A 22,983-nucleotide genomic window follows, 5' to 3' on the forward strand; every position below is an offset into this window, starting at 1 on the left:
CAGTGCCTACCCGTGAGGTCCTTTTGCCTGAGAGGTTCCGGGGAGGATTTGCCCCTTCGGCGCCGCACCGGGTGGTTTCCGGGCGGTCTCTCCCACACGGGTGCGACCGGCGCGACCAACGCTACCAGCGGCCATCCCCACCCGGTTGTCCCCACCCTGGCCACTACCGACCGCACCACCGCCCGCACGGTCAGCCCACCACCACCGGTCCACCCACACCGTCCGCACCAACCGGGACGGCACCCAGCTGACCCGCGCCGTCTCGGACGGCACCGAACCGATCGGCCAGCACCGGCAACACCCGACCCAGCGGAGCATCCACCGTCACCGTCGCATACGCATCGCCGCGAGTCGCGCCCTGGTTGACAATCGCCACCGGAATGCCCAAACTCGCCGCCCGCACCACAAACCGCCGCCCCGACAACACCGTCAAAGATGACCCAAGCACCAACAGCAGCCGCGCGGACTCCACCATGGCGAAACACCGGGCCACCCGCGCCGGCGGCACCGACTCACCGAAGAACACCACGTCCGGCTTCAAAGTTCCGGCGTCGCACCGGGCGCAATCGACCGTACGGAAACCCGCCACCGCCCAATCAGCGAGATCGACGTCACCATCCGGATTCACCCCCGACACCCGCGCCTCAAACCCCGGGTTCGCCTCCGCCAACCGCTGATGCAGCTCCCACCGCGACATCCCGACACCACAACCCAGGCACACCACCTCGTCCAGGCGCCCATGCAACTCCACCACCCCGCCACTGCCCGCCGCGGTGTGCAACCCGTCCACGTTTTGCGTAACAACCCCGTCAACCAGGCCCGCATCCTGCAAACGAGCCACCGCCCGATGCCCGGCATTGGGCACCGCCCCGGCCACCGTGCGCCACCCCAGATAGCTACGCGCCCAATACCGCCGCCGCGCCAACGGATCCCCCACGAACACCTGATACGTCATCGGAGAGTGCCGCCGCGCCGCCCCACTGGCCCCCCGGTAGTCCGGGATACCCGACTCGGTGGAGAGGCCAGCACCGCTGAGCACCACCACCCCACCACCGGAGACCAACCCCGCCAGCACCTCGATCTGTTCACTCACCAGACCCATGCTGCCGCGTCCGTGGCCACCTGCCCACCTCCGCCGCCGATCAACTCACCCGTCGCCGCGCCCGCCGCGCCGCCAACTCGTCCCCCACCACCTCCGCCGCAGCCGGCACCGCCGGCTGCGGCGCCACCGACTCCGCCGGCAGATGCGACAACGACCCCTGGATCTCCTTGAACGCGCCACCGATCGCGATCCCAAAGACCCCCTGGCCACCCTGCAACAGGTCAACCACCTCCTCCGGCGAACGGCACTCGTACACCGTCGTCCCGTCAGAGATCAACGTGATGCCCGCCAGATCCGCCACCCCCCGCGACCGCAACGCCTCAATCGCCTTCCGGATGTTCTGCAACGACACCCCAGCGTCCAGCAGCCGCTTGACCACCTTCAACACCACCAGGTCCCGGAACGAGTACAACCGCTGCGTCCCCGAACCCGACGCGTCCCGCACCCCCGGCACGACCAGACCCGTCCGCGCCCAATAGTCCAACTGCCGGTAACTGATACCCACCGCATGGCAGGCCGTCACACCGCGATAGCCGACCTCACCGTCATCGTCGATCGCCGGCGCACCCGGCCCCGAACCCGAATCGGAATCCCACGGTTCCTGCATCCGGATAACCTCCCCGCCGTGCGGTGCCACGCCCACGTCGAGACGAGCACCCCTCGATACGGCCACCCTATCGCCGCACACGACGGTTACCGGGCAACAACAACACGACACGCCGCGCCCACAACACGCCCAAAGACCGTCACCAACCGTGGTGACACCACGACCAGCGGTCGCACGGTTCAGAGCCGGGTCAACCGGCAAAGTCCTCCGGACTCACCTGGTCCAGGAACTCCCGGAACTTCTCCACCTCGTCCTCCTGCTCGTCCGGAATCACAATCCCGGCCTCACTGAGAACCTCGTCGGCACACCGAATCGGCGCCCCCACCCGCAACGCCAACGCGATGGAATCACTCGGCCGCGCCGACACCCGCACCCCGTCACCAAGCAACAGATCAGCGAAGAAGACGTTCTCCTTCAACTCAGTGATCTCCACCGCCTGCAACGGCGCTTCCAACGCCGCCAACACATCCCGAAGAAGATCGTGCGTCAACGGCCTCGTCGGCTTGACCCCCTGCTGCTCGTAGGCAATCGCCGTGGCCTCGACCGCGCCGATCCAAATCGGCAGATAGCGGTCCCCCTCGACCTCCCGGAGCAGGACGATCGGCTGGTTGCCCGGCAGCTCCACCCGAACCCCGACCACACTCAGCTCGCGCACCGCCGCCTCCGTGTCGTTGTCACCTACGCCGCACCGCACCCCTTCTGCACGGTACACGGACCGCGACCCGGCCGTCCCACGCGCGGCACGCACCGCAAAGGGGTTACCCCGGCAAGCCTACGGCACGCGTCACCGAGCAGATCTCTCCGCACACACCCACCTCACCGCCCCAACGTCGAACGCAACCCCACGCGCACCAACGCCGCGTGCAACCGCTGCGACAACGCCACCAACTCCCGCGCCGTCTCCGCCGCCCGCGCCCGCGCCGCCGGATCACTCTGCCGCGCCAACGGCGTCACCAACTGCGCGAACAACCCCACCTCACGGTCCGCCGCCAACCGATACCCCCGCAGATGCCGCGGCTCCAACCCATATGCCGCCAGGCCTGCCACCGCCTGGGCGATGATCAACGCATCCCCGTCATACCAACCCGGCGGATCCGTCACCACCACACCAAGCCGCTCCAACTCCGCCAGCGTGGCCTCATCAACACCGCTGCGGGCAACCAACTCGGCCCGATCCAACCGCACCTGTGACGACTCGGCCTCCGCCGGCTGCCCCGGCACCTCCCCACCCGGGCCCACCGCCACCAACGCCGGCCGAGAACGACCCGGTTGCTCACCAGTCGCATCCCCAACCGCCAGCTGCTCACGGATCACCCGCAGCGGCAGATACTGGTCCCGCTGCGCGGTCAACACAAACCGCAACCGCGCCACATCATCCCAGCTGTACTTCCGGTACCCCGCCGCCGTCCGCTGCGGCTCCACCAAGCCTTCAGCCTCGAGGAACCGCAACTTCGACAACGTGGCATCCGGGAAGTCCACCCGCAACTGGGCCAGCACCTCACCGATGCTCATCAACGGCTGCGCACGGGCCGACCCCGGCGCAGCAGACGCCGCCGGCTCACTCACCCGCGGCCGGCCCCCTCCTCGGGCCGCGGACCGGCAAGGAACACCACCCGGAACTTGCCGATCTGCACCTCGTCGCCATTACTCAACGTGGCCGCCTCGACCCGCTCCCGGTTCACATACGTCCCGTTCAGGCTCCCCACGTCCCGCACCGTAAACGTCCCACCGTCCCGGTGGAACTCCGCGTGCCGTCGCGACACCGTCACGTCATCCAGGAAAATGTCACTGTCCGGATGCCGCCCACTGGTCGTCACATCGTGGTCCAGCAAGAACCGGGCACCCGCGTTCGGCCCCCGGCGCACCACCAGCAGAGCCATCCCCGGCGGCAACGAACCGGACATCCGGTTCGGCATCACGTCGGTATCCGGCCCCTCCAGGGCCTCTTCGAGCGAGCCGAGATTGAGCGTCGAAGTGACGTCGAGTGGGGGGAACTCGTCGTCTGGGCGCGTCATGGGACCACCTCACGGATCTATTCGGTCAGCGTCGGGTAAGAGCGGGTTTGGCCGCCGGGCATTCTCGCACCCGGCGGCTGGCTCCCCGTGCCAGGAAGGCAACTACACAACGCTCAACTATCGGATTCTCGGTCGACTGGGCGAGCCTAGCCAGCGCCGAAAAGCAGGGCAACCGGACGCGCGGAACCAACCCCGCGCCGGCAGAAGGGCACCACTCAGCCCTCGGTGAGCTCGCGATACGCCTCCGCCGACAGCAAGCCGTCCAGCGCGACTGAATCGGCCACGGTGACCTCGAACAGCCAACCCGCAGCGTAGGGATCACTATTGATCAACTCGGGAGTGTCGCCCAGCGCCTCATTGCACGCCGACACCGTCCCGCCGACCGGGGCGTAAATCTCCGACACACTCTTCGTCGACTCGATCTCACCTACCGAATCGCCGACAGACACCGCCGCCCCCACCTCGGGCAGCTGGACGAAGACGATGTCACCCAGCGCGTCCTGCGCGAAGTGCGTGATACCTACCCGCACCACGCTGTCGCCAGCACCCGCAACCCACTCATGCTCGGCGGTATACCGTAAATCCTCAGGAATCACCAGACGCGTCCTTCATCCATCGTGCGCCAGCCCTCCACATGACAACGCAACCGCGCCGCTGGTCACGTGATCGGACGGGCGTGTTCCAGCTCGACCGGGGCGTGCAGCGCCGAAACCTCGGCCACCTCACGATCCTCAACGATCACCGTACCGCCGTCACCGTCGACTGTTGCCACCACCCCGCCTGGAATGTTCAACGCCGTACGCATCGTCGCCGGGTCCCCGATCACCGTGATCGTATACGGCCCCGTCAACAACCGCCCATCCACGAACACGGAGCCATTCTCCCCATCCAGGAAATACGTCGAGGCGACGATCCGCACCGTCACCCGGTCACCACCGGAAATCTGCATGGCCTCCGCGCCGGCGCCCCGCAACTCCTGCACCGCGTCCAACATCCGAATCGCCGAAATCGCCGCCGCGCCACCGGGCTCGAACCGCACCACCAACCCCGGCCCCTGCGCCGGTAGCGTCCCCGCCAGGATCCCCAACTCGTCCGCCCGCCGCGCCGCCTCCTCCAACGCGGCCTGCCGGCCCTGCTCCCCCGACCGCAGCTGCCGCTGGCTGTCCTCCAACGCCGCGATGTCCTGACGCAGCCGGTCCTCCTGGGCATTCAGGTCATAGAGAATCCGCACCAGATCCTCCTGCCGCGCCGCCGAGGTGGTTGGGTCCGTAGATGTCGTCCGCAACTGCTCCACCAACGTGAACCCCAGCAACGCCAACAACACGAAGATCATCACGGTGGCCGGACTCGTCCGCCGCCACCCCCCGACCAGGGCGAGGGCGGACGTGAATGAACGCCCCGTCGAACGGTCCAGCGTCGTCTCACCCGGCGGCGGCTCCGGATCCACCTCCACCTCCGGCGCCAGCGGACTCAACTCATCCGGATCCGGCGCGTCTGGACGCGGGTCCGGCTTCCCCGTCGGACCCGTCGGCTCCGGCCAGCCCGTCCCCGTCTCGGTGTGCTCGTCACCACTCATCACGACAAACCTACGCCCGGAACAGGTGCCGGCGGATCGCCGCCACATTCCCGAAGATTCGAACCCCCAGCACCACCACCACACCGGTGGAGAGCTGGCTACCCACCCCCAACTGGTCCCCCACATACACGATCAGAGCAGCCACCAACACGTTGGAGATGAACGACACCACGAACTGCTTGTCGTCGAAGATCCGGTCCAGCTTCGCCCGAACCCCACCAAACACCGCGTCCAACGCCGCCACCACGGCGATCGGCAGATACGGCTGCAGCGCCCCCGGCACCGTTGGATCGAGCCACAGCCCGAGCAACACGCCTGCAAGCAACGCCAACGCCGCAATCATCGGCCACCTCCGAAAGAGTCGGGAGACGCCGACGGACCAGACGCCCCAGAACTGACCGACCGACCCGGCGACGGCGTCGCAGTGGCCGATGGCTGCGCGTACTGTAGCCGCGGATCCGGCGCGGCGGGCAGTGTCAGATCATCGGCGTCCCGCACCTCGAACGCCACCCCGGTATCCGCCGCGACCTGCTGCATCGTCGCCGCGATCCGGGTCTGCGCGAACCGCTTCCGCAACTCGTCCGGGCCAATTGCCGACACCTCGTACGGTCCCGTCACCGGGCGAAAGTCGACCAGAATCGCCTGACCCGCCGACCGAATCGTAGACGTTGCCGTCAACCGCTGCCCATTGATCGAGATCGCTTCTGCCCCCGAGGCCCACAGTCCGTTCGCAACCCCCTGTAGGTCGAGGTAGATCACCCGCGGCGGCCCCAAACCCGGATCGGTTACCAACTGCTCGTCCGGCGGCGCATCGGCCAACCGCACCACCACACCGTCCCCTCTCACCCGACCCAAACCGGTGCCCGCCTCCAGCTCGTGCAGCTGCGCCGCCTCTGTTCCCAGCGCGGCAGCCCGTTGCCGGGCCACCTCCGCCCGCAACCCGTCGGCCCGCTCCGACAGCTGGTCGGTCTCGGCCTCCCGCTGCTCGATCTGCGCCACCAGACCCTCCCGGGCCTGCTGGCGCCCCGGCGCAGCGGCCACCGTCTGGCGGTACGCCACCGCGAACAGAAAACCGAGCACCACGAGGACCACGAGGCTCACGGCCCGGACCGACCGGCGCCACCTCACCGCGGCCCCCACCTGACGGCGGGCCGCCGCGTCGGCGTACCCCGGATCGAGCGGATTGCGAAACAGCTCGGTGAGGAAGTCCGGCGCGTACGTCCGCCCGGTCGGCTCCCGGCTCTCCGGTCGAAGCTGTGAGTCGGTCATCGTGCCCTCGCTGCCCGCACCAGCCGCCTGGCCTGCACCACGTACATCGCGCCAGCGACCCAGTACAACGTCAGGCCCCACCAGGCCAGGCTCCAGCCGACCGCGCTGACAACTGTTGCCGGCACCGCCGTCGCCAGCAACAGGATGGGGAACGCGGCCAACAACAGAAATGTCGCCGTCTTGCCCACGTAGTGCACCGGGGGCGGCCCGTACCCGTAGCGACGTAACGTGCCGAGGGAACCCAGCAGCAGCACCTCACGGGCGAGCAGCGCCACCGTGAACTGCCACGGCACCACCTCCCGGAGGGTGAACGCGACCAGCGTGGCCAGGATGTAGAGGCGGTCCACGAATGGATCAAGCAGCTCGCCCAGCCGACTCACCTGCCGGAGTCGCCGGGCGGCCCAGCCGTCCACCCAGTCGGTGGTGCCGCCGACCGCCAGCACCACGATCGCGGCGACATCGGCGCGGGCCACCAGCAGTAGGTAGAGAAAGACCGGAACACCGAGAAGTCGGACGAAGCTGATCAGGTTCGGCAGCGTGAGGACCTGATTGGTGCGGTGGCCGGAGGCGTGCGGAGTGCCAAATCGAGCCGGCCGCTGCGACACCGAACCTCCTCCACCGCGCACGTCGGCGCCCGACCCACACCTGCCAGCCGCGCTGCCGGTCGGCAGGCAACGGCACTACGACCCCAGCGCGGGACCGATCTGTTGGACGCGGCCCGCGATCCCTGGTGATCGCGGGCCGGGCAAGTTGCGCTGCCACTATATCCGCCCTGTCACCGCACCAATGTGCTGCGTCAGGGCGGGTACGTGTGGTTTCCGAGTGTGTAGTGACACACCTTGGCTATAGCGGCCTAGGATACTAGGGTTAATTCAGTGTTCGGATCCAGCTGTGGCCTGAACCCACCGGTTGCGGCTCCTGGCCATCCCACGGCCGCGATACTGACCGGGGGGGGTGAAGGGGTGAACTCGTCGAACGGCGCCGCGGTGGTAGTAGGCGTGGACGGGTCCGAGCAGGCGCTGCGGGCCGTACGCCTCGCGGCCGCCGAGGCCGCCCGTCGCAACCGAATGCTGCGGGTCGTCCACGGCTTCATCTGGCCGCTGCTCCACGTGCCGGTGGGAGCACCGCCCGGCGGACCGCCCGGATCGGGCCTCCGCCGCCAAGCGGAGCAGCTCGTCGCCGACGCAGTCACCGAAGCCGAAGCGACCGTCCCCGGCCTCCGCGTCTCCGGTGAGATCATCGATGGCGAGGCCGCCGCCGTGTTGCTCGGCGAAGCACCAAACGCCGTGCTGATCGTGCTGGGCGACCGGGGTCTGGGCGGCTTCGCGGCCCTGGTCGTCGGCTCGGTCGCGGTACAGGTCGCCACCCACGCCGACTGCCCGGTCCTAGTCGCCCGCGGCACGGAGCGCACCGAGGGGCCGATAGTGGTCGGCGTGGACGGTTCCGCGGTGTCCTCCCCCGCCGTCGAGTTCGCTGCCGAACAGGCGACGCTACGCGGCAGCGAACTCGACGCGATACACGCCTACCGACACCCGGTCGCCAGCGAACCCGGCGACATGCAGCCTCTCGTCTACGACGAGAAGAAGCTGCGCCACGAGGAGCGCCGGATACTCGCCGAATCCGTCGCCGGGTTGGCCGAAAGGTGGCCGGATCTCACCGTCCACCAGCGGACCGTCCGCGGCCGGCCCGCGCCGATCCTCACCGAAGCATCCCGACAGGCCCAACTACTGGTGGTCGGTGGGCACGGACACGGAGCGCTCACCGGTCTGCTGCTGGGCTCGGTCAGCCAGTCCGCGCTGCACCACGCCGACTGCCCCGTCGCGGTCGTCCGCGCCCCAGGCTGACCCCTTCGGCACGGTTGGTCACCACCCCGGACGGGTAGACGCCCGGCGGACAACACTGGTGAGCACGATCGAGGAGGCACCAGATGCCAGCACCACGACCGGGGAACGACGCGCACGGCCAGGACGGCGGCGACCCGATATGAGAGCCGCGGCCCTGGCCGACGGGGCGATCGCCGGCGCGGCCGGCACTACCGCCCTCAACGCCGTCACCTACCTGGACATGACACTGCGAGCCCGCCCGGCGAGTAGCACCCCGGAACGCAGCGCCGGCCGAGTCGCCGACGTGATCCACCTCAACCTGGGACCCGAGCCCCAGGCGGCCAATCGCCGCCTGGGGCTCGGCCCGCTACTCGGATACGGCATCGGGATCGCTGCCGGAGTCGGCTTCGCCCTGCTGACCCAGGGCCGGCCAATGCCTCCGGCCCTGGCCGGTGGGCTGCTCGGCGGCGGGGTGATGACCGCCTCCGGCGGCTCGTACGCCGTCTTCGGGGTCAGCGACCCGCGAACCTGGAGGCGCGGGGACTGGCTGTCCGACCTCATCCCGCACCTGGCTTTCGGCCTGGTCGCCGCGGTGACCTGGAACCGGCTCCGAGCGCCACACGCCTGAGGCACAACCGCACAACCACCGCGCCGCCCGCCCTCCAGACGCAGGGCGGGCGGCGCGGATCAGCTGTCGTCCTCGGCGACCGGCTCGCCCGGGGGCCCATAGCCGGAGACCTGTCCCCGGGGTACCGGACGCCCCTGGTCGCCCTGCGACGCGCCACGGTTACGTGGATGGCCCGTCGGACCGGGTCCCTTGTTGTCCTGCACGTTCGAACCCCGGGCGCTCCGCCGGGCCTCCTGCTGCTGCGGGTTCGTCACCACTGTCTCCTTCCCGGTGGGCGGCGGCACACGCGGCGACCGCCGCCACCCCCGAATACCCACCGACGTCACCGGACATGCAGCGGGCTAACCCGCCCCACGACGGGTACGCCCCGCTGGTGGGAGACAATCACGAGACAGCGCGGGTGCTGCTGGAGCGACGGGGACAGACCTACACCGAAGAGGCCGGGATCCGCCTGGCCGACCGGCCTGGCCCGCTCTACCAGCTGTTGGTGCTCGCCACCCTGCTGAGCTCACGAATTCGAGCCGGCGTCGCGGTGGCCGCCGCCCGGGAGCTCTTCGCCGCCGGCTACCGCACGCCGTCGGCGATGGAGGCGGCGACCTGGCAGGACCGGGTCGACGCGCTCGGTCGCGGGCACTACCGGCGCTACGACGAACGGACCGCCACGCTGCTCGGCACCGGCGCGCGACTCTGCCTGGACCGTTGGCAGGGTGACCTACGCCGGCTCCACCACGCCGCACAGGGCCGGCCGACGCAGCTACGCCGCCTGCTCACCGCCTTTCCGGGCATCGGGCCCACCGGCGCGGACATCTTCCTCCGCGAGGCTCAGGCGGTCTGGCCGGACCTGCGCCCCTTCGCCGACCGGCGCACCCTCAGCGGCGCCGAGCGGTTGGGCCTGCCACAGACCCCGCGGCGGCTCGCCAGCCTGGTGGCGGAGGCGGAATTCGGCCGCTTCGCCTCCGCCCTGGTACGGGTCGCGCTCGGCGAGGAGTCCGCTGGTGCGGTGACGCGGGAGGCACGCCGGTAACCGGTCACTTCGTCGCGTCGCCGCGGGGCCGGGTGAGGTACCACACCAGCAGCGCCGCGAGCACCGCAAGCACGATCAGTCCGCTGGTGACGCCCTCGCCGTCCGGCTGATCCCGGCCAGTCGTTCCGAAGTAGATCACTGCCAGGCCGGTCAGCACCGCCACGGCCGTTCGTACTCCTCGGTCCCTCACACTCAGCGACCTTAGCCAGCAGCAGCGGCAAAGGGATGGCAAACTACCCTTTTCCCCCGGAACAGGGTCAGTCGACCTCCAGGTCGTCGAGCGAAATCTTGTGGCTCATCAACCAACGCGCCAACGCCGACATCCCGAACAGCCACAGCGGCGCCGATTCGGTCGTCCCGCTGGTGGCGAAGATGGCGAACCGGAGGTCGGGCGCGCGGTAGGCCTCGATCCGCCACCGGTGTTGCCGGTCCCGCCAGATCGCCGAAGGGTCCATGCTCAGACGCTACCGAGCTGGCCCCACGCGCGCGGGCAGCTCCGGGACTCGGCCGGCGCCCCCGGCACCGACGAGAAAGAGCAACGCCCCCGAGGCGTGGGCCTTGGGGGCGTTGCCGGGTGCCGGTGTGCAGGTCGCCTCTCGGCGCGTGGCGCGTGGCGGCTCCAGCCAAACGGTATTCCGCGACGGCTTAATGGTGAGGCCCGGGGACACTGGACACACCGACACCCGTGTCAACAGCGTACCCGCCCCAGCCCTTCCTGCCGGGCTGGTGACCGCTGTCACCGTCCGCAGCCATAGGTAGGGCCACTCCCCCGTTGGTTTTGGTGGCTCCCCACACCACCGCTAGGGCATCCTAGGATCCTGGAAGGATGACGAGGTCGCGGAGTTCTCCGCAAGACGCGGAACCGTCAGCGTGGGCGGAGGCTTCTCCGCCTGGGCAGCCCTCCCAGCACTCCCAGCGCCACTCGCACCGGAACCCGGGAGAGCAGGTCGTCGAAGCCAGCCTGTCCCTGACAGAAGGCGACAAAGGTCCGCCAACCCGGCGGCGTCGCCAACAGCCCGTGGAACAGTCCCGGTCGGCGAGAGAACGTTTCCAGCAGATGCTGGCCCGCCCGCATCGACGGGGCCAACTCCCCCGCCACCGCCGACTCGTACCGGCCCAGATCGTCGGCGGCGACAGCTGCCCCCGCCAGCGCACCAGAACGCAGGGCGTAGCTGATCCCCTCCCGGCTCCACGGCTCCAACAGCCCCGCCGCGTCCCCCGCCACCAGAACCCGCCCTCGGCGCAGCGGCGAGCCCTCCTGCCGACACCGGGTCAGATGACCGGAATCGTGCACCGGCTCGACCCCGGTCAGGCCCAGCCGGTCCACGAACGACCGTAGATAGGCCCGGGTCCGCTCCCCCGCCCCCCGCGCGGCAATGACCCCCACCGTCAGCAGGTCGTCCTTCGGAAAGACCCAGGCGTACGAGCCGGGTAGCGGCCCCCAGTCCACCAGTACCCGGCCCCGCCAGCGGGACCGCTGGACCGGTGACACCGGAAGCTCCACCTCCAACCCCAGATCGACCTGGCGGTGTCGCACCCCCACGTGCCGTGCGGTCACCCCCGAGGAACCGTCGGCGCCGATCACCGCCCGCGCGGTCACCGTCGCCCCATCGGCCAGGCGCAGGCGAACCCGGTCAGGCTCCGGCTCCGCCGCCCGGACCGCGACTCGCTGACGCAGCTCTGCCCCCGCGGCGACCGCGGCGGCCCGAAGCCGGTCGTCGAACTCGTCCCGGCGCACCATCGTCACCAGCGGACCAGCCGCGCTCCGACGGGTAAACGCCCGCCGCCCATCCAGGGTGAAGGTCACCCGATCCGCCCGATCATGCGCGGGCACCTCGATCCGGTCCGCCAGCGCTGCCAGCGAGGTGCCGATCAGGCCACCACCACACGTCTTGTAACGCGGATGCACAGCCCGCTCCAGCACGAGGGTCGCCAGACCCGCCCGTGCCGCGACGTAGGCGGCGGACAGGCCGGCCGGACCCGCACCCACCACCGCAAGATCCCAGACGCTCACCGTTGCAGCCTTGGGCCCACGTCAACGTTCTTGGCCAGGACGAGGGGGTTCCGGCGCCGTTGCGACTCGCACTCGGCTCGTCCGCCCCAGCTGGCGCCCGGGCCAGGGCGGCATACCCAATCGGGGGAGCATCTTCGGTCGCCAGCCGGGTAACTGTCCCACGGGCCGACCGCCCGCGGGGCGGCTTCCGAAGGAGGACGACATGCGGCAGGTACAACTGTCGGAGGTCGAGGAACGGGTGTACGACGCGGTCGCGGTGCTGGAGGCCCGCGGCCAGGTGCCGTACCCGGACCTGATCGCCGAGGAGACCGGGCTGACCGAGGAGCAACTTACCGCTCCCCTGCACCAACTCACCGAGAAGAACCTGCTGCACCGCGAGGACTCGCCGATGGCCGGCCTGGACTTCGGCCCTCGGTTCTGTGCCCAACAGCCGACGTGAGGCCACGGCGCATCGGCTCGGGCCGGCAACCCCCGGATGGGTGACCGCCCTCCCCCCGGTCCGCGGACCTCCCCGCCCGGTGGTGACCTGGCCGAACAACAACGCCGAGGGGCGGCGCTTGGCGTTGGTCTGGTCGCCGTATTCATGACCTTGCTCGACGTGAGCATCGTCAACGTCGCCATCCCGTCGATGGAGCGGGCACTCGATGTCGCCCCCAGCGACGTGCAGTGGGTCCTGTCCGGCTACGCGTTGACATTCGGGTTGATGCTGGTACCCGCCGGCCGGTTCGGTGACGGGCATGGGCGACGGACCGTATTCGTCGTCGGCGTCGTCCTGTTCAGCCTCACCAGCGTGGCGGCCGGGCTTGCTCCCACCGCCACCTGGCTGGTCGCTGCCCGCCTGCTCCAAGGCGCCGCCGCCGGCTTGGTCACCCCCCAGGTCACCGGACTGGTCCAGGAACTCTTTCCACGTTCCGAGCGGGGCCGCCCGTTCGGGCTGCTCGGCGCGACCGTCAGCATTTCCACGGCGATCGGGCCGTTGCTTGGCGGCCTCCTCATCCACATCGGCGGGTCCGAGCACGGGTGGCGGTGGGTCTTCTTCGTCAACGTGCCGATCGGTATGTTCGCCGCCGTCCTCGGCTGGCGCCTCTTCCCGCGCCACGCCCAGGGCGTTCCCGACCGTCGCCGGTTCGATCCGGTCGGGTTGCTACTGCTCGGCGCGGGTGTCCTACTTGTCCTCCTGCCCCTGGTCCAGCAGCACTGGCAGGGTCCGACACGATGGCTGACGCTCCCGGCCGGCCTGCTGACACTGGCTGCCTTCGCCGGGTGGGAACGGTGGTACGCCCGCCGCCGCGAACCCCTGTTCGACCCACGTCTTCTCGGCATCCGCTCATACCGGCTCGGCGTCCTGATCGCCCTGCTGTACTTCGGCGGGTTCACCTCGATCTTCTTCGTCCTCACGGTGTACCTGCAGAACGGCCTCGGGCACAGCGCACTCGCCGCCGGGCTAGCCAGCACTCCGTTCGCGGCTGGATTCGCCATCGCCTCCGTGGTGGGCGGCCGGGTCGTCAACCGGGGTGGTCGGTCACTGGTCGCCCTCGGACTGGCCACCGTCGCCATCAGCCTCGTCGTCGTGGTGCTCGTCGTCAACCGGGTCCCCACCGGCGCCACAGTGTCCTGGTGGACCGCCACACCGCTGCTGGTGGCAGGACTCGGCAGCGGTCTGGTGGTCACCCCGAACCAGGCCCTCACCCTCGCCCAGGTGCCGGTGCCGCAGGCGGGCAGCGGCGCGGGCATGCTGGAAACCGGCCAGCGCATCGGGTCCGCCGCCGGCATCGCCACGGTCGGCAGTGTCATCTTCTCGGCCCAGGGGGCAACCGGGGACTGGTTGGTCGCCTTCCACCATGCGATGCTCCTGATCAGCGGAATCGCCGCGCTCGCGCTCTGCCTGGCGTTGACCGACATCGTCCTCGACCGCCGTTGAGCGGAGAAGATTCGACGACGCCCAACCGAAGAAACGGCGAACACGCCGATACGGGGCAGCGGCCGGACCCTACCGGCCGGTAGAAACAGTGCCTATGACGAACACCCTCGACCGTCGTACCCTCCTGCGTGTCGCCGGCGCCTCCGCCGGCACAGCCGTCTTCGCCAGCACCGTCCTCGCCGGACCGGCCGGGGCTACCGGTAGCGCCTTCCGGCACGGCGTCGCCTCCGGTGACCCGTTGCCCGATGGGATCCTGCTCTGGACCCGGCTCACCCCGACCGAGGACTCCCAGCCCGGTTCGGGAGTCGGCCCGGAGGCGACGGTGACCTGGCAGGTGGCCACCGACCCGGATTTCGCGACACTCGCGGCACAGGGCACCCTCGTCACCAGCCCGGACCGGGATCACACGGTCAAGGTTCCCGTCAGCGGGCTAGCGCCAGCCACCACGTACTGGTTCCGCTTCGGCTACGCCGACGCCTGGTCACCCACCGGCCGGACGATGACCGCGCCGGAGGCGGACGCTGACATCGACCGAATCCGACTGGGTGTGGTGTCCTGTTCGAACTGGGAGGCGGGCTACTTCGCCGCCTACCGGCACCTCGCCGAGCGCGGCGACCTGAATCTCGTGGTGCACCTCGGCGACTACCTCTACGAGTACGGCACCGGAGAGTTCCCCGCCGGGGACACCGTGGTGCGGTCAGTCCAACCGGCGCACGAAACGCTGACCCTGCAGGACTACCGCGTCCGACACGCGCTCTACAAGAGCGATCCCGATCTGCAGGCCCTGCACGCGTCGGTGCCGTGGGCAATCACCTGGGACGACCACGAGGTCGCCAACGACCAGTGGTCGGGCGGTGCGGAGAACCACACTCCCGGCACCGAGGGCAGCTTCAGCGATCGGGTGGCGCAAGCACGCCAGGCCTACGCGGAGTGGATGCCGGTGCGCACCGGGGCGGACGGCGCGATCTATCGGCGGTTGCGCTTCGGCCGGCTCGCCGACCTGTCCATGTTGGACCTGCGGACGTACCGCTCCGAACAGGCATCCGGTCTGGCCATTGACGACCCGGAGCGGACGATCACCGGCGAGGCGCAGATGGCCTGGCTGAAGGCGGGCCTGGCTACCTCGGACGCCCAGTGGAAGCTGGTCGGCAACCCCGTCATGATCTCCCGGCTGGATGTGGGTGCCCTTCCCTCCTGGCTGCTCGGGCCGCTGGGCACGTTGCTCGGCATTCCGCAGAACGGCGCGGTGCTCAACGCCGACCAGTGGGACGGCTACAACGCCGACCGCAACGAGCTGATTGACCACCTGTTGGCGACTGACACCCGGGATGTGGTCTTCCTGACCGGCGACATCCACACCTCGTGGGCGAACGAGCTGACCACGCAGTCGACCGGGCTGACCAACCCAGCTGCTGCGGAGTTCGTGGTGCCGTCGGTGACCAGTGACAACATCAACGACTTCCTGGGGCTGCAGGAAGGCAACGTACTCAGTGATCTCGCGTCGGGCCTGATCCGCTCAACCAACCCGCACGTGCGCTGGACCGAGTTGGACGGGCACGGCTACGGGGTGCTGGAGGTGACGCCGCAGCAGTGCCGGATGGACTGGTTCCACCTGGTCGACCGGACCCAGAGCAGCACCGGCAGCCGCTTTGTGACGGGCTGGTCGGTGACCGCCGGCTCGGCACGGCTACGCCGGGAGAGCGCGCCGCTGAGCTGACCGGAGAGCCGGCCGTTGCCCGGGGTGGGCAACGGCCGGCCGGTTGTCACCAGAGCTCGGCGACGAGCTCCGCTGCCTGCTCTTCCCACTGGGCGTAGTGGAACGGGTACGCGGACACCTGCACCGTCTGGGCCGCGGTGGTCAACGGCAGCTGCTGCCAGCCGTTGACGTTCTTGAGACCCTCGAAGAACGCCGTCGCGGCGTACTGCGGGTCGGTGATCTGCTCCGGCGTGCCCCACCCGGTCGAGGGGCGCTGTTGGAACAGGCCCTGCGAGTCGTGGTCGTTGTAGCTGCCCAGGTGGCCGAGGTTGTACAGCTTCGACTCCTGTAGCGCGGTCGCCACGCCGATAACCGCACCCCGCTCGCCGACCCCGGTCGCCTTGGCGACCTCGATGATCTCCTTGGCGTTCGCGCGCTGGGCGTTGTCAACCTGGATGTAGGACTGGGCGCCCTGCACGCCGTAGGGGATCAGTTGTTCACGGCTGGGCGGGCCGGCCGGAGCCGGGGCGGTGTCCTCGGTGTCGCTTGCCGTTGGCTCGACGGCTCGGTCCGCGTCGGCGGTTGACGCTGTCCGGTCCGGCTCAGGGGCTGGTTCCGGTTCAAGATCCGGGTCCGCGGCCTGGCGGCCGGTGGCCAGTTCGATAGCGGCTACGGCGCCCGTGTGCGGGCCACTGGTTACCGATGCCGCGGCGGTGGTCGGTGCGAGAGCGAGACCTCCAATTGCCAGCACTCCCGTCACGCTCATGACAAGCTTGCGGTTCGGCTCTGTCGAGAGCCATTGATGCGGGGTCTTCGCGATGGCCGGGAGCCATCGCGTGAAGTCATGCTTCACGATGTGCCCTTTCGGTCAGGCGAAGCGCTCCGGGATGAGCACTCCTCGAGGAACCACCACGTGGGTTTGGTTCCGGCTGTACCGGGGACACAACCTGATCACCATGCCCGACATTCCGGGATCGCCCCGGATAGAGGCAGCTGCGACCCAGGTCACAGGCGATCGGCGACTGCGTAAAAGTGGCAAACCAGGCAATAGACGCCTATGGCATGCCATCGGGAGATTGGTGCGTCCTGGCCGTAGGTGGACAGGTGGGGTCACGTGTCCACCTACGGCCAGGCCCGCGGACCGACGTGTCCCTTGTCAGCGACCGCACATCACCTCGTCAGTGGCCACGTATCGGGAACGAGACATCGGCGGTCACACCGCGTCCTCCGCCCGATGCGTCGGCGATGCCGCCGGCGGCGGTTCGTCGGCCGGCTGCGGTGACGACGCGGCCCCGGTGGTGAGCCGACGAGTCGGCGCGTCGGCGGTCTGGTTGAGCCCGACCCGCAGCAGCCGCCCGTACGCGCTCGGCGCGATCCGGGCGATCACATCGGGCAGCTTCGCCGACAAGCCGATGAGCACCCGGGGCCGGCGGCGTTCCACGCCGCGCAGGATCACCTCGGCGGCCCGGGCGGGTGGAATGCTGAGCAGGCGATCGAACCGCCGCCGGCCCACCTCGTAGTCGTCCCGGTTGACGCCGCTGCCGATCCGCGCGTTCTCGGTGATCCGGGTGGCGATCCCCCCCGGGTGCACGGAGGTGACACCGACGCCGTCGGCGACCAACTCGTGGCGCAGCGCCTCGGTGAAGCCACGGACGGCGAACTTGGTCGCCGAGTAGGCGGCCTGCCCGGGCGGGGCGATCAGCCCGAACAGGCTGGAGACATTCACCAGGTGCGAGCCGGTCTCCGCCTTCAGAGCGGGCAGCAACGCGTGCGTGAGCTGTACGACCGCCCGGAAGTTGATGTCAACCACCCACTGGAACTCGTCCAGGGTCACCTGGTCGAACCGACCGCCCAGCGCCACTCCGGCGTTGTTCACCAGGAGCCGGATTCGGGGATGGCGAACGCGGACCTGTTCGGCTGCCCCCGCCGTGGCCGCCGCGTCGGCGAGGTCCACGACGACCGGGTCCACCCGCCTGCCGGGGTACGCAGCGCGGATCATGCCCACCACGGTGGCGAGGCGCTCGGCGTCGCGATCGAGCAGGACCAGGTCACTGCCACGAGCTGCCAGGCCATGGGCGAGGGCGGCGCCGATACCGCTGGCAGCGCCGGTGACCACAGCCGTCGCCGAGTGAAAGTCGAACCTACGCACGCGTGGGGCTCCTCTCCGGCGTGCCAGCACGAGAAAACCGGACTCCCTCATCGGTTAGCCGGCCGTACCGCATCCACAACAGGTCCCGCGGGTAGTTCTGGGGCATCCGCCAGGGAGCACGGACCCCCTGCCGGGGCAGGGCGGCGAGGCCACGCAGCACATAACCGGCGGTCAGGTTGAGGATGGGGAGCCGCTCGCCGTCGGGCGGTGGCAGCGGGGTGACGACCTGTTGCCCGGTGCGGTCGAGGTGGGCGAGGAGCCGACACACGTACGTCGCGACCAGGTCGGCCCTAAGCGTCCAGGACGCGTGGGCGTAGCCGATGGTCATCGCGAAGTTCGGAACGCCCGAGAGCATCATCCCCTTGTACGCCACCGTGCTGGCCAGGTCGACCGGCGCACCGTCAACGGTAAGCCGGGCGTCGCCGAGCGCAAGCAACTCGAGGCCGGTGGCGGTGACGACCAGATCGGCCGCCAGCTCCTCCCCGGAAGCCAGCCGAATGCCGTTCTCGGTGAAGGTATCGATGGTGTCGGTGACGACCGAGGCCCGGCCCTGCGCGATCGCGTAGAACAGGTCACCGTCGGGAACCACGCAGAGGCGTTGGTCCCACGGGTCGTAGCGGGGCGAGAAGTGTCGGTCGAGGTCGTATCCGGCCGGAAGTCGACCTCGCGTGGCCCGCCGCAGCAGACGCCGGACCAGGTTGGGGGCTCGCCGGCTGAGCTGGTAGTTCGCCGTGAGCAGCAGGATGTTCTTCCAACGAAGCACCGGGTAGACCATCCGCCTTGGCAGCACCCGGTGCAGCGCGGCGGCGGCCACGTCCCGCGACGGCAGCGCCAGGATGTAGGTGGGTGAGCGTTGCAGCATCGTCACGTGGGCGGCTCGCTCGGCCATCGCGGGCACCAGGGTCACCGCGGTCGCGCCGCTGCCGATCACCACGACCCGCTGGCCGGTGTGGTCAAGGTCGGCGGGCCAGTGCTGTGGGTGCACGATCCGGCCGGCGAACCGCCCCGCCCCGGGCAGTTGGGGCGTGTAGCCCCGGTCGTAGCGGTAGTAGCCGGCGCAGGTGTGCAGGAACGAACAGGTGACGACCACCTCCTCGCCGGTGTCCCGACGGGCACACACCGTCCACCGGGCGGTACGGCTGTCCCAGTCGGCGCGGACGACCCGGTGGTGGAAGCGGATGCGCTCCGTGACGCCGTGCTCGCGGGCGGTGTCCCGGACGTATTCCCGAATGGACGGACCGTCGGCGAGTGACGTGGAGTCGCTCCACGGCCGAAATGAGTAGCCGAGGGTGAACATGTCGGAATCCGACCGAATGCCCGGATAGCGGAACAGGTCCCAGGTGCCGCCGATCGCACCACGCGCCTCGAACACGGCGTACGTCTTCTCGGGACAGTGCCGGCTCAGCTGACAGGCCGCGCCGACGCCGGAGAGACCGGCACCAACGATGAGCACGTCAACGTGGTCGGTCGTAGCCATGGCATCTCCCGCAAACGAGCCCGTGCACTCGACCCTATCCATCATTATCGACGCATTCAACTCTTTGAACAGGTCTGGGTATATCGCCTCCGCGACGACGAGCGGGGTCGGCACCCAGAACCGGAACGAACCGGGTCCGGAACAGGCGATCGTAGCGGATGATCGGGGCGTGGAACCACAACCCGAGCGCGGCCACCGCTGCCTGCCGCACACCGCCGACGTACGCATCGAGGCATGGGCGCCGACGCGGGAGGCGTGCGTGGCCGAGGCGGTCACCGCCCTGGTGGACACCTTCGTTGACCCTGGCCCCGCGCAACCCACCGCCGAACGGGCCTACCGCGCCCCCGCGGCCGAGGATGGAGACCTTCTGGTGAACATCCTCGAGGAGGTGATCTTCCGGATGGAGACCATGGGCGAGCTGCCACTGCGTACCGAGGTTCACGACGACGGCACCGACGGGCTACACGTACGCTGGCAGACCACCGACGCCGACACAGTGGAGCTGATCGGTGCCGTGCCGAAAGCCATCTCCCTGCACGAACTGCGCTTCGGCCCCGACGGTCCCCGCTGGTCCTGCGCGCTCACCGTCGACGTCTGAGCCGGCGCCACCGCCGAATGCGCACGCGGCCCGCCAGACGGCATCAGCCCTTGACGACGCCGATCGGCACCAACCGGGCGACCTTCCGGCACAGCCCAGCGCCCTCGGTGGCCTCGACCACGGCATCGATGTCCTTGTACGCTGTCGGCATCTCCTCGGCCAGACCTCGCCGTGAAGCACCGCGTACCGCGATGTTCTGCGCAACGAGCTGCTCGCGCGGATCCTGGCCACGCTCGGCCCGCACCGCCTGCTTCCGGCTGCGCACCCGCCCGGCCCCATGACAGGTGGAGGCGAAGGCGGGGGCACCGGACACCCCGGTCAGCACGTAGGACGCGGTGCCCATCGAACCGGGGATGAGTACCGGCTGCCCGACCTCACCCAGCTCCGCCGGCAGGTCGGGGTGCCCCGGAGGTAGCGCTCGGGTGGCACCCTTGCGATGCACACAGAGCGAACGCCGCTCGCCATCCACACCGTGAGTCTCGATCTTCGCCTGGTTGTGTGAGACGTCGTAGACCACGTCCAGACCTGCGCCGGTGACCCGCCGAAAGACCAACCGGGCCACGTGGGTGAGTAGTTGGCGGTTCGCCCGGGCGTAGTTGGCCGCGGCCGCCATCGCGCCGAGATAGGCCTGCCCCTCCGGGGACGAGACCGGAGCGCAGGCAAGCTGCCGGTCCGGCACCTGGATGTCGTAGCGGGGCATGGCCCTCTCCATCCGGCGCACATAGTCGGCGCAGATCTGGTGCCCCAGTCCTCGAGAGCCGCAGTGGATCATTACGCAGACCTGGCCGGGCCGCAGCCCGAAGACCTCGGCGACGCGCTGGTCGTACACCTCCGTGACGGCCTGCACCTCGAGGAAGTGGTTGCCCGAACCGAGACTGCCCACCTGCTTCGCGCCGCGCTCGATGGCCCGGTCGCTGACCGCACCCGGGTCGGCGTCGCCCAGCGCACCCTGGTCCTCGCAGCGTGCGAGGTCCCGCTCAACGCCGAAGCCGCGCTGCACCGCGTACCGCGACCCGTCGCGCAGCACCCCGTCCACGTCCGAGCGGCCCGCCAGGTGCCACGCCGCGCCCCGTCCCGCCCCGCGCGGCGTCGCCTCAGCCAGCCCATCCATGACGGCGTCGAGCCGGGGACGAAGCCCGGCCAGATCAAGGTCGGCCGTGAGCAGCCGAACACCGCACGAGATGTCGAAGCCCACCCCGCCCGGGGACACCACCCCGCCCGCCGCCACATCGGTGGCGGCCACCCCGCCGATCGGAAAGCCGTAGCCCAGATGCACGTCCGGCATGACGAACGAGGCGTCAACGATCCCGGGCAGCGTGGCGACCGCCGCGACCTGCTCCAACGACCCGTCCGCCCCGATCTCCGGCAGCAGCGCCTCGGCCGCGAACACCACTCCGGGAACCCGCATCGGGTCCCGCCGGTCGATCCGGAAACGGTACGGCGACTCCTCGACCAGGTCCACCCGCGCGACCTACCCGGTCCGGTGCGGCTTACACGCTGCCCGGAGGACGGCGCATCGCCCACACCTGCGGTCCCCCGCCGGGCACGGTCACCTCTCCGGTCACCTCGAACCCGAGCCGCCGGTAGAACCGCAGATTCGCCGAGGCCGACGTCTCCAGCGTCGCCGGAAGGCCGGCCCGGTCCGCCTCGACCAGCCCGGGACGCAGCAGCCGCGAGCCGACTCCCCCGCCCTGGCCCGTGGGGCGCACGCCAACCGTGGCCAGCAGGAACGCCGGCTCCGCGGTCCGCAGCGGGGCGCAGGCCTCCTCCGCGGCGAGCATCGCCGGATGCCGGTCCCCGGCATACTCCGCGTCCGCAGTAGCCACGTCGGCCCAGACCTCGTCGGGCACCGGCCGGTCCGACCGCAGCCACACCGCCACCGCCTGCGGGCGGCCGTGGGCGTCCAGCGCCGCCCAGACGTCCCCGTACGGCATCCCAACCGCGGTCAGGGTCACCGCGAAGAGGCCGGCCAGCCGTTCCCGATGTCGATCAGCGCCGACAGTCCACCCGGTCCAGGAGTAGCCGTCGAACGCCTCAGCCAACACCCCGGCCGCCGCCTCGACCAGCTCCGGCCCGATCCGCCGTACCTCCACGAACACCCTCCCCATCTGTTCCGATCCGGACGGCGATCCTCGCATGACCGCCACACCCGCCGCCGGGAATATTCGGCACGCGTGGCGCGCGCATCGGCGGGGCCGCGTGGTTGCCGGATCACAGCCGGTAGAAGGCCCGGTAGCGACGGAACAGCCGCCACTGCACCAGCACCGCCGCCACCGTCAACAGCATCATCACCAACGTCGCGGCGGCGGCATAGCCGTAGCGCAGGTACTCGAAGCCGGTGCGGTAGATAAACAACGACAGGTAGGTGGTGGCATACGGCGGTGGGCCACCGTCAGTCACCACGAACGCCGGCACAAAGGAGAAGTGCAGGCTGGCGATCAGATCCCGCACCACCAGCAGCGCCAACACCGGCGCCATCAGCGGCAGGGTGACCCGGCGGAAGACATCCCAGCCGGTCGCGTCCTCCAGGGCAGCCACCTCATAGACATCAGCTGGCAGGGCCCGCCGGGCGGCGAGCAGCACCACGAAGGTCTCGCCCATGGTGAACACGCTCATCAGGATGATCGCGGCGCGGGCGTCGGTGGGGTCGGTCAGCCACTGGGGCGGGGTACGACCGAGCACGGTCAGCCCGTTCTCGCCGCCGACCCGCAACAGCTGGTTGATCGGACCGTACAAGGGATTGAACAGCCAGAGCCAGAGCAGTCCGTAGGCGATCTCCGGCACCGCGGTCGGCAGCATCGCCGCGACCCGCGCGGAACGAACCCCGAACGACCGACGATGCAGCAGCAGCGCCAGGCCCAGCGCGAGCAGCACCCGAAGCGGCACGGCCACCAGCGCGAACACCAACGAGTTGGTCACCGCGACCCGGAAGACCGGGTCCGTCACCAGCTCCGAGACGTTCGCCAACCCGGCCCAGCTCGGCGGATTGACCAGGTCGTACTCGGTGAAGGCCAGGGCGAGCGTGACCGCGGCGGGGAGCAACACCAGACCGACCAGACCGACCAGATACGGCGCCAGCATCAC

At 69.8% G+C, this 22,983-nt stretch carries 27 protein-coding genes and 1 riboswitch; of the genes, 7 read left to right on the forward strand and 20 right to left on the reverse strand.

The annotated features are described in order from the left end of the window. Positions 1–5 precede the first annotated feature (5 nt). Positions 6–105: riboswitch (glycine riboswitch) on the reverse strand. Positions 106–190: 85 nt separating this feature from the next. From STROP_RS11955 to clsA, 10 genes are all read right to left on the reverse strand, one after another. Further along, on the reverse strand, positions 191–1,102 hold the full coding sequence (locus tag STROP_RS11955; RefSeq protein WP_012013606.1) for an NAD-dependent protein deacetylase: 912 nt from the start codon (positions 1,100–1,102) through the stop codon (positions 191–193). A gap of 40 nt (positions 1,103–1,142) precedes the next feature. Next, the gene (locus STROP_RS11960; RefSeq protein ID WP_012013607.1) at positions 1,143–1,709 is read right to left on the reverse strand and encodes a MerR family transcriptional regulator; all 567 of its coding nucleotides are present in this window, start codon (positions 1,707–1,709) and stop codon (positions 1,143–1,145) included. 190 nt (positions 1,710–1,899) lie between these two features. Further along, entirely contained in the window at positions 1,900–2,364 is a 465-nt protein-coding gene (locus STROP_RS11965) for a bifunctional nuclease family protein (protein ID WP_018724884.1), read from the reverse strand. 161 nt (positions 2,365–2,525) lie between these two features. After that, entirely contained in the window at positions 2,526–3,221 is a 696-nt protein-coding gene (ftsR, locus tag STROP_RS11970) for a transcriptional regulator FtsR (RefSeq protein WP_187151624.1), read from the reverse strand. A gap of 50 nt (positions 3,222–3,271) precedes the next feature. Then, a complete protein-coding gene (gene odhI, locus STROP_RS11975) occupies positions 3,272–3,724 on the reverse strand; it encodes an oxoglutarate dehydrogenase inhibitor Odhl (protein WP_012013610.1) in 453 nt (150 codons plus the stop codon). Between the two features lie 215 nt (positions 3,725–3,939). Then, a complete protein-coding gene (gene gcvH / locus STROP_RS11980) occupies positions 3,940–4,320 on the reverse strand; it encodes a glycine cleavage system protein GcvH (protein ID WP_012013611.1) in 381 nt (126 codons plus the stop codon). Positions 4,321–4,382: 62 nt separating this feature from the next. After that, positions 4,383–5,300: a DUF881 domain-containing protein gene (locus STROP_RS11985; RefSeq protein ID WP_012013612.1), complete on the reverse strand. Its 918-nt coding sequence runs from the start codon at positions 5,298–5,300 to the stop codon at positions 4,383–4,385. A 10-nt stretch (positions 5,301–5,310) separates the two neighbouring features. Next, positions 5,311–5,643, reverse strand: a complete 333-nt coding sequence (locus tag STROP_RS11990; RefSeq protein ID WP_012013613.1) for a small basic family protein — start codon at positions 5,641–5,643, stop codon at positions 5,311–5,313. Then, positions 5,640–6,569, reverse strand: coding sequence for a DUF881 domain-containing protein (locus STROP_RS11995; protein WP_012013614.1), 930 nt, complete (start codon positions 6,567–6,569; stop codon positions 5,640–5,642). The genes STROP_RS11990 and STROP_RS11995 overlap by 4 nt, the downstream gene beginning before the upstream one ends. Further along, positions 6,566–7,174 carry a cardiolipin synthase ClsA gene (gene clsA, locus STROP_RS12000; RefSeq protein WP_012013615.1) on the reverse strand — a complete coding sequence of 203 codons (609 nt, stop codon included), beginning with the start codon at positions 7,172–7,174 and terminating at the stop codon, positions 6,566–6,568. The genes STROP_RS11995 and clsA overlap by 4 nt, the downstream gene beginning before the upstream one ends. 357 nt (positions 7,175–7,531) lie before the next feature. Between clsA and STROP_RS12005 the strand changes: the two genes are divergently transcribed. Together STROP_RS12005 and STROP_RS12010 are read left to right on the forward strand one after the other, a co-directional pair. Beyond that, on the forward strand, positions 7,532–8,413 hold the full coding sequence (locus tag STROP_RS12005) for a universal stress protein (RefSeq protein ID WP_012013616.1): 882 nt from the start codon (positions 7,532–7,534) through the stop codon (positions 8,411–8,413). 139 nt (positions 8,414–8,552) lie between these two features. After that, positions 8,553–9,020 (forward strand): hypothetical protein, encoded by a 468-nt coding sequence (locus STROP_RS12010; RefSeq protein WP_012013617.1) that lies wholly within the window; start codon positions 8,553–8,555, stop codon positions 9,018–9,020. Positions 9,021–9,079: 59 nt separating this feature from the next. On the opposite strand, the gene STROP_RS12015 is transcribed toward STROP_RS12010, so the two are convergent. Then, the gene (locus tag STROP_RS12015) at positions 9,080–9,274 is read right to left on the reverse strand and encodes a hypothetical protein (RefSeq protein ID WP_026275372.1); all 195 of its coding nucleotides are present in this window, start codon (positions 9,272–9,274) and stop codon (positions 9,080–9,082) included. A gap of 119 nt (positions 9,275–9,393) precedes the next feature. On the opposite strand from STROP_RS12015, the gene STROP_RS12020 reads away from it, so the two are divergent. Beyond that, positions 9,394–10,044, forward strand: a complete 651-nt coding sequence (locus STROP_RS12020) for an HhH-GDP family DNA glycosylase (RefSeq protein ID WP_028680550.1) — start codon at positions 9,394–9,396, stop codon at positions 10,042–10,044. 4 nt (positions 10,045–10,048) lie between these two features. Here STROP_RS12020 and STROP_RS12025 read toward each other — a convergent pair whose 3' ends face one another. From STROP_RS12025 to STROP_RS12035, 3 genes are all read right to left on the reverse strand, one after another. Beyond that, positions 10,049–10,207 carry a hypothetical protein gene (locus STROP_RS12025; protein ID WP_018831348.1) on the reverse strand — a complete coding sequence of 53 codons (159 nt, stop codon included), beginning with the start codon at positions 10,205–10,207 and terminating at the stop codon, positions 10,049–10,051. Between the two features lie 94 nt (positions 10,208–10,301). Beyond that, positions 10,302–10,499, reverse strand: coding sequence for a hypothetical protein (locus STROP_RS12030; protein WP_018215551.1), 198 nt, complete (start codon positions 10,497–10,499; stop codon positions 10,302–10,304). 410 nt (positions 10,500–10,909) lie between these two features. After that, on the reverse strand, positions 10,910–12,058 hold the full coding sequence (locus STROP_RS12035; protein WP_018831349.1) for a geranylgeranyl reductase family protein: 1,149 nt from the start codon (positions 12,056–12,058) through the stop codon (positions 10,910–10,912). Between the two features lie 202 nt (positions 12,059–12,260). Between STROP_RS12035 and STROP_RS12040 the strand changes: the two genes are divergently transcribed. The 3 genes from STROP_RS12040 to STROP_RS12050 all read left to right on the forward strand — a co-directional run bounded on the left by STROP_RS12040 (position 12,261) and on the right by STROP_RS12050 (position 15,696). Beyond that, the gene (locus tag STROP_RS12040; RefSeq protein ID WP_012013620.1) at positions 12,261–12,497 is read left to right on the forward strand and encodes a hypothetical protein; all 237 of its coding nucleotides are present in this window, start codon (positions 12,261–12,263) and stop codon (positions 12,495–12,497) included. Between the two features lie 36 nt (positions 12,498–12,533). Further along, entirely contained in the window at positions 12,534–13,979 is a 1,446-nt protein-coding gene (locus STROP_RS12045; RefSeq protein ID WP_012013621.1) for an MFS transporter, read from the forward strand. Positions 13,980–14,073: 94 nt separating this feature from the next. Continuing rightward, positions 14,074–15,696 (forward strand): alkaline phosphatase D family protein, encoded by a 1,623-nt coding sequence (locus STROP_RS12050; protein WP_012013622.1) that lies wholly within the window; start codon positions 14,074–14,076, stop codon positions 15,694–15,696. 46 nt (positions 15,697–15,742) lie between these two features. On the opposite strand, the gene STROP_RS12055 is transcribed toward STROP_RS12050, so the two are convergent. From STROP_RS12055 to STROP_RS12065, 3 genes are all read right to left on the reverse strand, one after another. After that, entirely contained in the window at positions 15,743–16,528 is a 786-nt protein-coding gene (locus STROP_RS12055; RefSeq protein WP_012013623.1) for a hypothetical protein, read from the reverse strand. A gap of 360 nt (positions 16,529–16,888) precedes the next feature. Further along, positions 16,889–17,824, reverse strand: coding sequence for an SDR family NAD(P)-dependent oxidoreductase (locus tag STROP_RS12060; protein WP_026275795.1), 936 nt, complete (start codon positions 17,822–17,824; stop codon positions 16,889–16,891). Continuing rightward, positions 17,817–19,301, reverse strand: coding sequence for a flavin-containing monooxygenase (locus STROP_RS12065; RefSeq protein ID WP_012013625.1), 1,485 nt, complete (start codon positions 19,299–19,301; stop codon positions 17,817–17,819). Before STROP_RS12065 ends, STROP_RS12060 begins: the two co-directional genes overlap by 8 nt. A 169-nt stretch (positions 19,302–19,470) precedes the next feature. Here STROP_RS12065 and STROP_RS12070 point away from each other — a divergent pair, with 169 nt between their 5' ends. Then, positions 19,471–19,899, forward strand: a complete 429-nt coding sequence (locus tag STROP_RS12070) for an archease (RefSeq protein ID WP_026275375.1) — start codon at positions 19,471–19,473, stop codon at positions 19,897–19,899. 43 nt (positions 19,900–19,942) lie between these two features. On the opposite strand, the gene STROP_RS12075 is transcribed toward STROP_RS12070, so the two are convergent. The 3 genes from STROP_RS12075 to STROP_RS12085 all read right to left on the reverse strand — a co-directional run bounded on the left by STROP_RS12075 (position 19,943) and on the right by STROP_RS12085 (position 22,980). Beyond that, entirely contained in the window at positions 19,943–21,361 is a 1,419-nt protein-coding gene (locus STROP_RS12075; protein WP_012013627.1) for an RtcB family protein, read from the reverse strand. A gap of 28 nt (positions 21,362–21,389) precedes the next feature. Next, positions 21,390–21,992, reverse strand: coding sequence for a GNAT family N-acetyltransferase (locus tag STROP_RS12080; RefSeq protein ID WP_026275376.1), 603 nt, complete (start codon positions 21,990–21,992; stop codon positions 21,390–21,392). Between the two features lie 118 nt (positions 21,993–22,110). Further along, positions 22,111–22,980, reverse strand: coding sequence for a carbohydrate ABC transporter permease (locus STROP_RS12085; protein ID WP_012013629.1), 870 nt, complete (start codon positions 22,978–22,980; stop codon positions 22,111–22,113). Between the last annotated feature and the right edge of the window lie 3 nt (positions 22,981–22,983).

The organism is Salinispora tropica CNB-440, from assembly GCF_000016425.1.
GTDB classification, from domain to species: Bacteria; Actinomycetota; Actinomycetes; order Mycobacteriales; family Micromonosporaceae; genus Micromonospora; species Micromonospora tropica.

What these genes read in the sequence shown, in the direction of transcription:
- STROP_RS11955 (WP_012013606.1), bottom strand. Translation starts at nt 1,102, where the DNA reads ATGGGTCTGGTGAGTGAACAGATCGAGGTGCTGGCGGGGTTGGTCTCC.
- STROP_RS11960 (WP_012013607.1), bottom strand. Translation starts at nt 1,709, where the DNA reads ATGCAGGAACCGTGGGATTCCGATTCGGGTTCGGGGCCGGGTGCGCCG.
- ftsR (WP_187151624.1), bottom strand. Translation starts at nt 3,221, where the DNA reads ATGAGCATCGGTGAGGTGCTGGCCCAGTTGCGGGTGGACTTCCCGGAT.
- odhI (WP_012013610.1), bottom strand. Translation starts at nt 3,724, where the DNA reads ATGACGCGCCCAGACGACGAGTTCCCCCCACTCGACGTCACTTCGACG.
- STROP_RS11985 (WP_012013612.1), bottom strand. Translation starts at nt 5,300, where the DNA reads ATGAGTGGTGACGAGCACACCGAGACGGGGACGGGCTGGCCGGAGCCG.
- STROP_RS11990 (WP_012013613.1), bottom strand. Translation starts at nt 5,643, where the DNA reads ATGATTGCGGCGTTGGCGTTGCTTGCAGGCGTGTTGCTCGGGCTGTGG.
- STROP_RS11995 (WP_012013614.1), bottom strand. Translation starts at nt 6,569, where the DNA reads ATGACCGACTCACAGCTTCGACCGGAGAGCCGGGAGCCGACCGGGCGG.
- STROP_RS12010 (WP_012013617.1), top strand. Translation starts at nt 8,553, where the DNA reads ATGAGAGCCGCGGCCCTGGCCGACGGGGCGATCGCCGGCGCGGCCGGC.
- STROP_RS12030 (WP_018215551.1), bottom strand. Translation starts at nt 10,499, where the DNA reads ATGGACCCTTCGGCGATCTGGCGGGACCGGCAACACCGGTGGCGGATC.
- STROP_RS12040 (WP_012013620.1), top strand. Translation starts at nt 12,261, where the DNA reads ATGCGGCAGGTACAACTGTCGGAGGTCGAGGAACGGGTGTACGACGCG.
- STROP_RS12045 (WP_012013621.1), top strand. Translation starts at nt 12,534, where the DNA reads ATGGGTGACCGCCCTCCCCCCGGTCCGCGGACCTCCCCGCCCGGTGGT.
- STROP_RS12050 (WP_012013622.1), top strand. Translation starts at nt 14,074, where the DNA reads ATGACGAACACCCTCGACCGTCGTACCCTCCTGCGTGTCGCCGGCGCC.
- STROP_RS12065 (WP_012013625.1), bottom strand. Translation starts at nt 19,301, where the DNA reads ATGGCTACGACCGACCACGTTGACGTGCTCATCGTTGGTGCCGGTCTC.
- STROP_RS12085 (WP_012013629.1), bottom strand. Translation starts at nt 22,980, where the DNA reads ATGCTGGCGCCGTATCTGGTCGGTCTGGTCGGTCTGGTGTTGCTCCCC.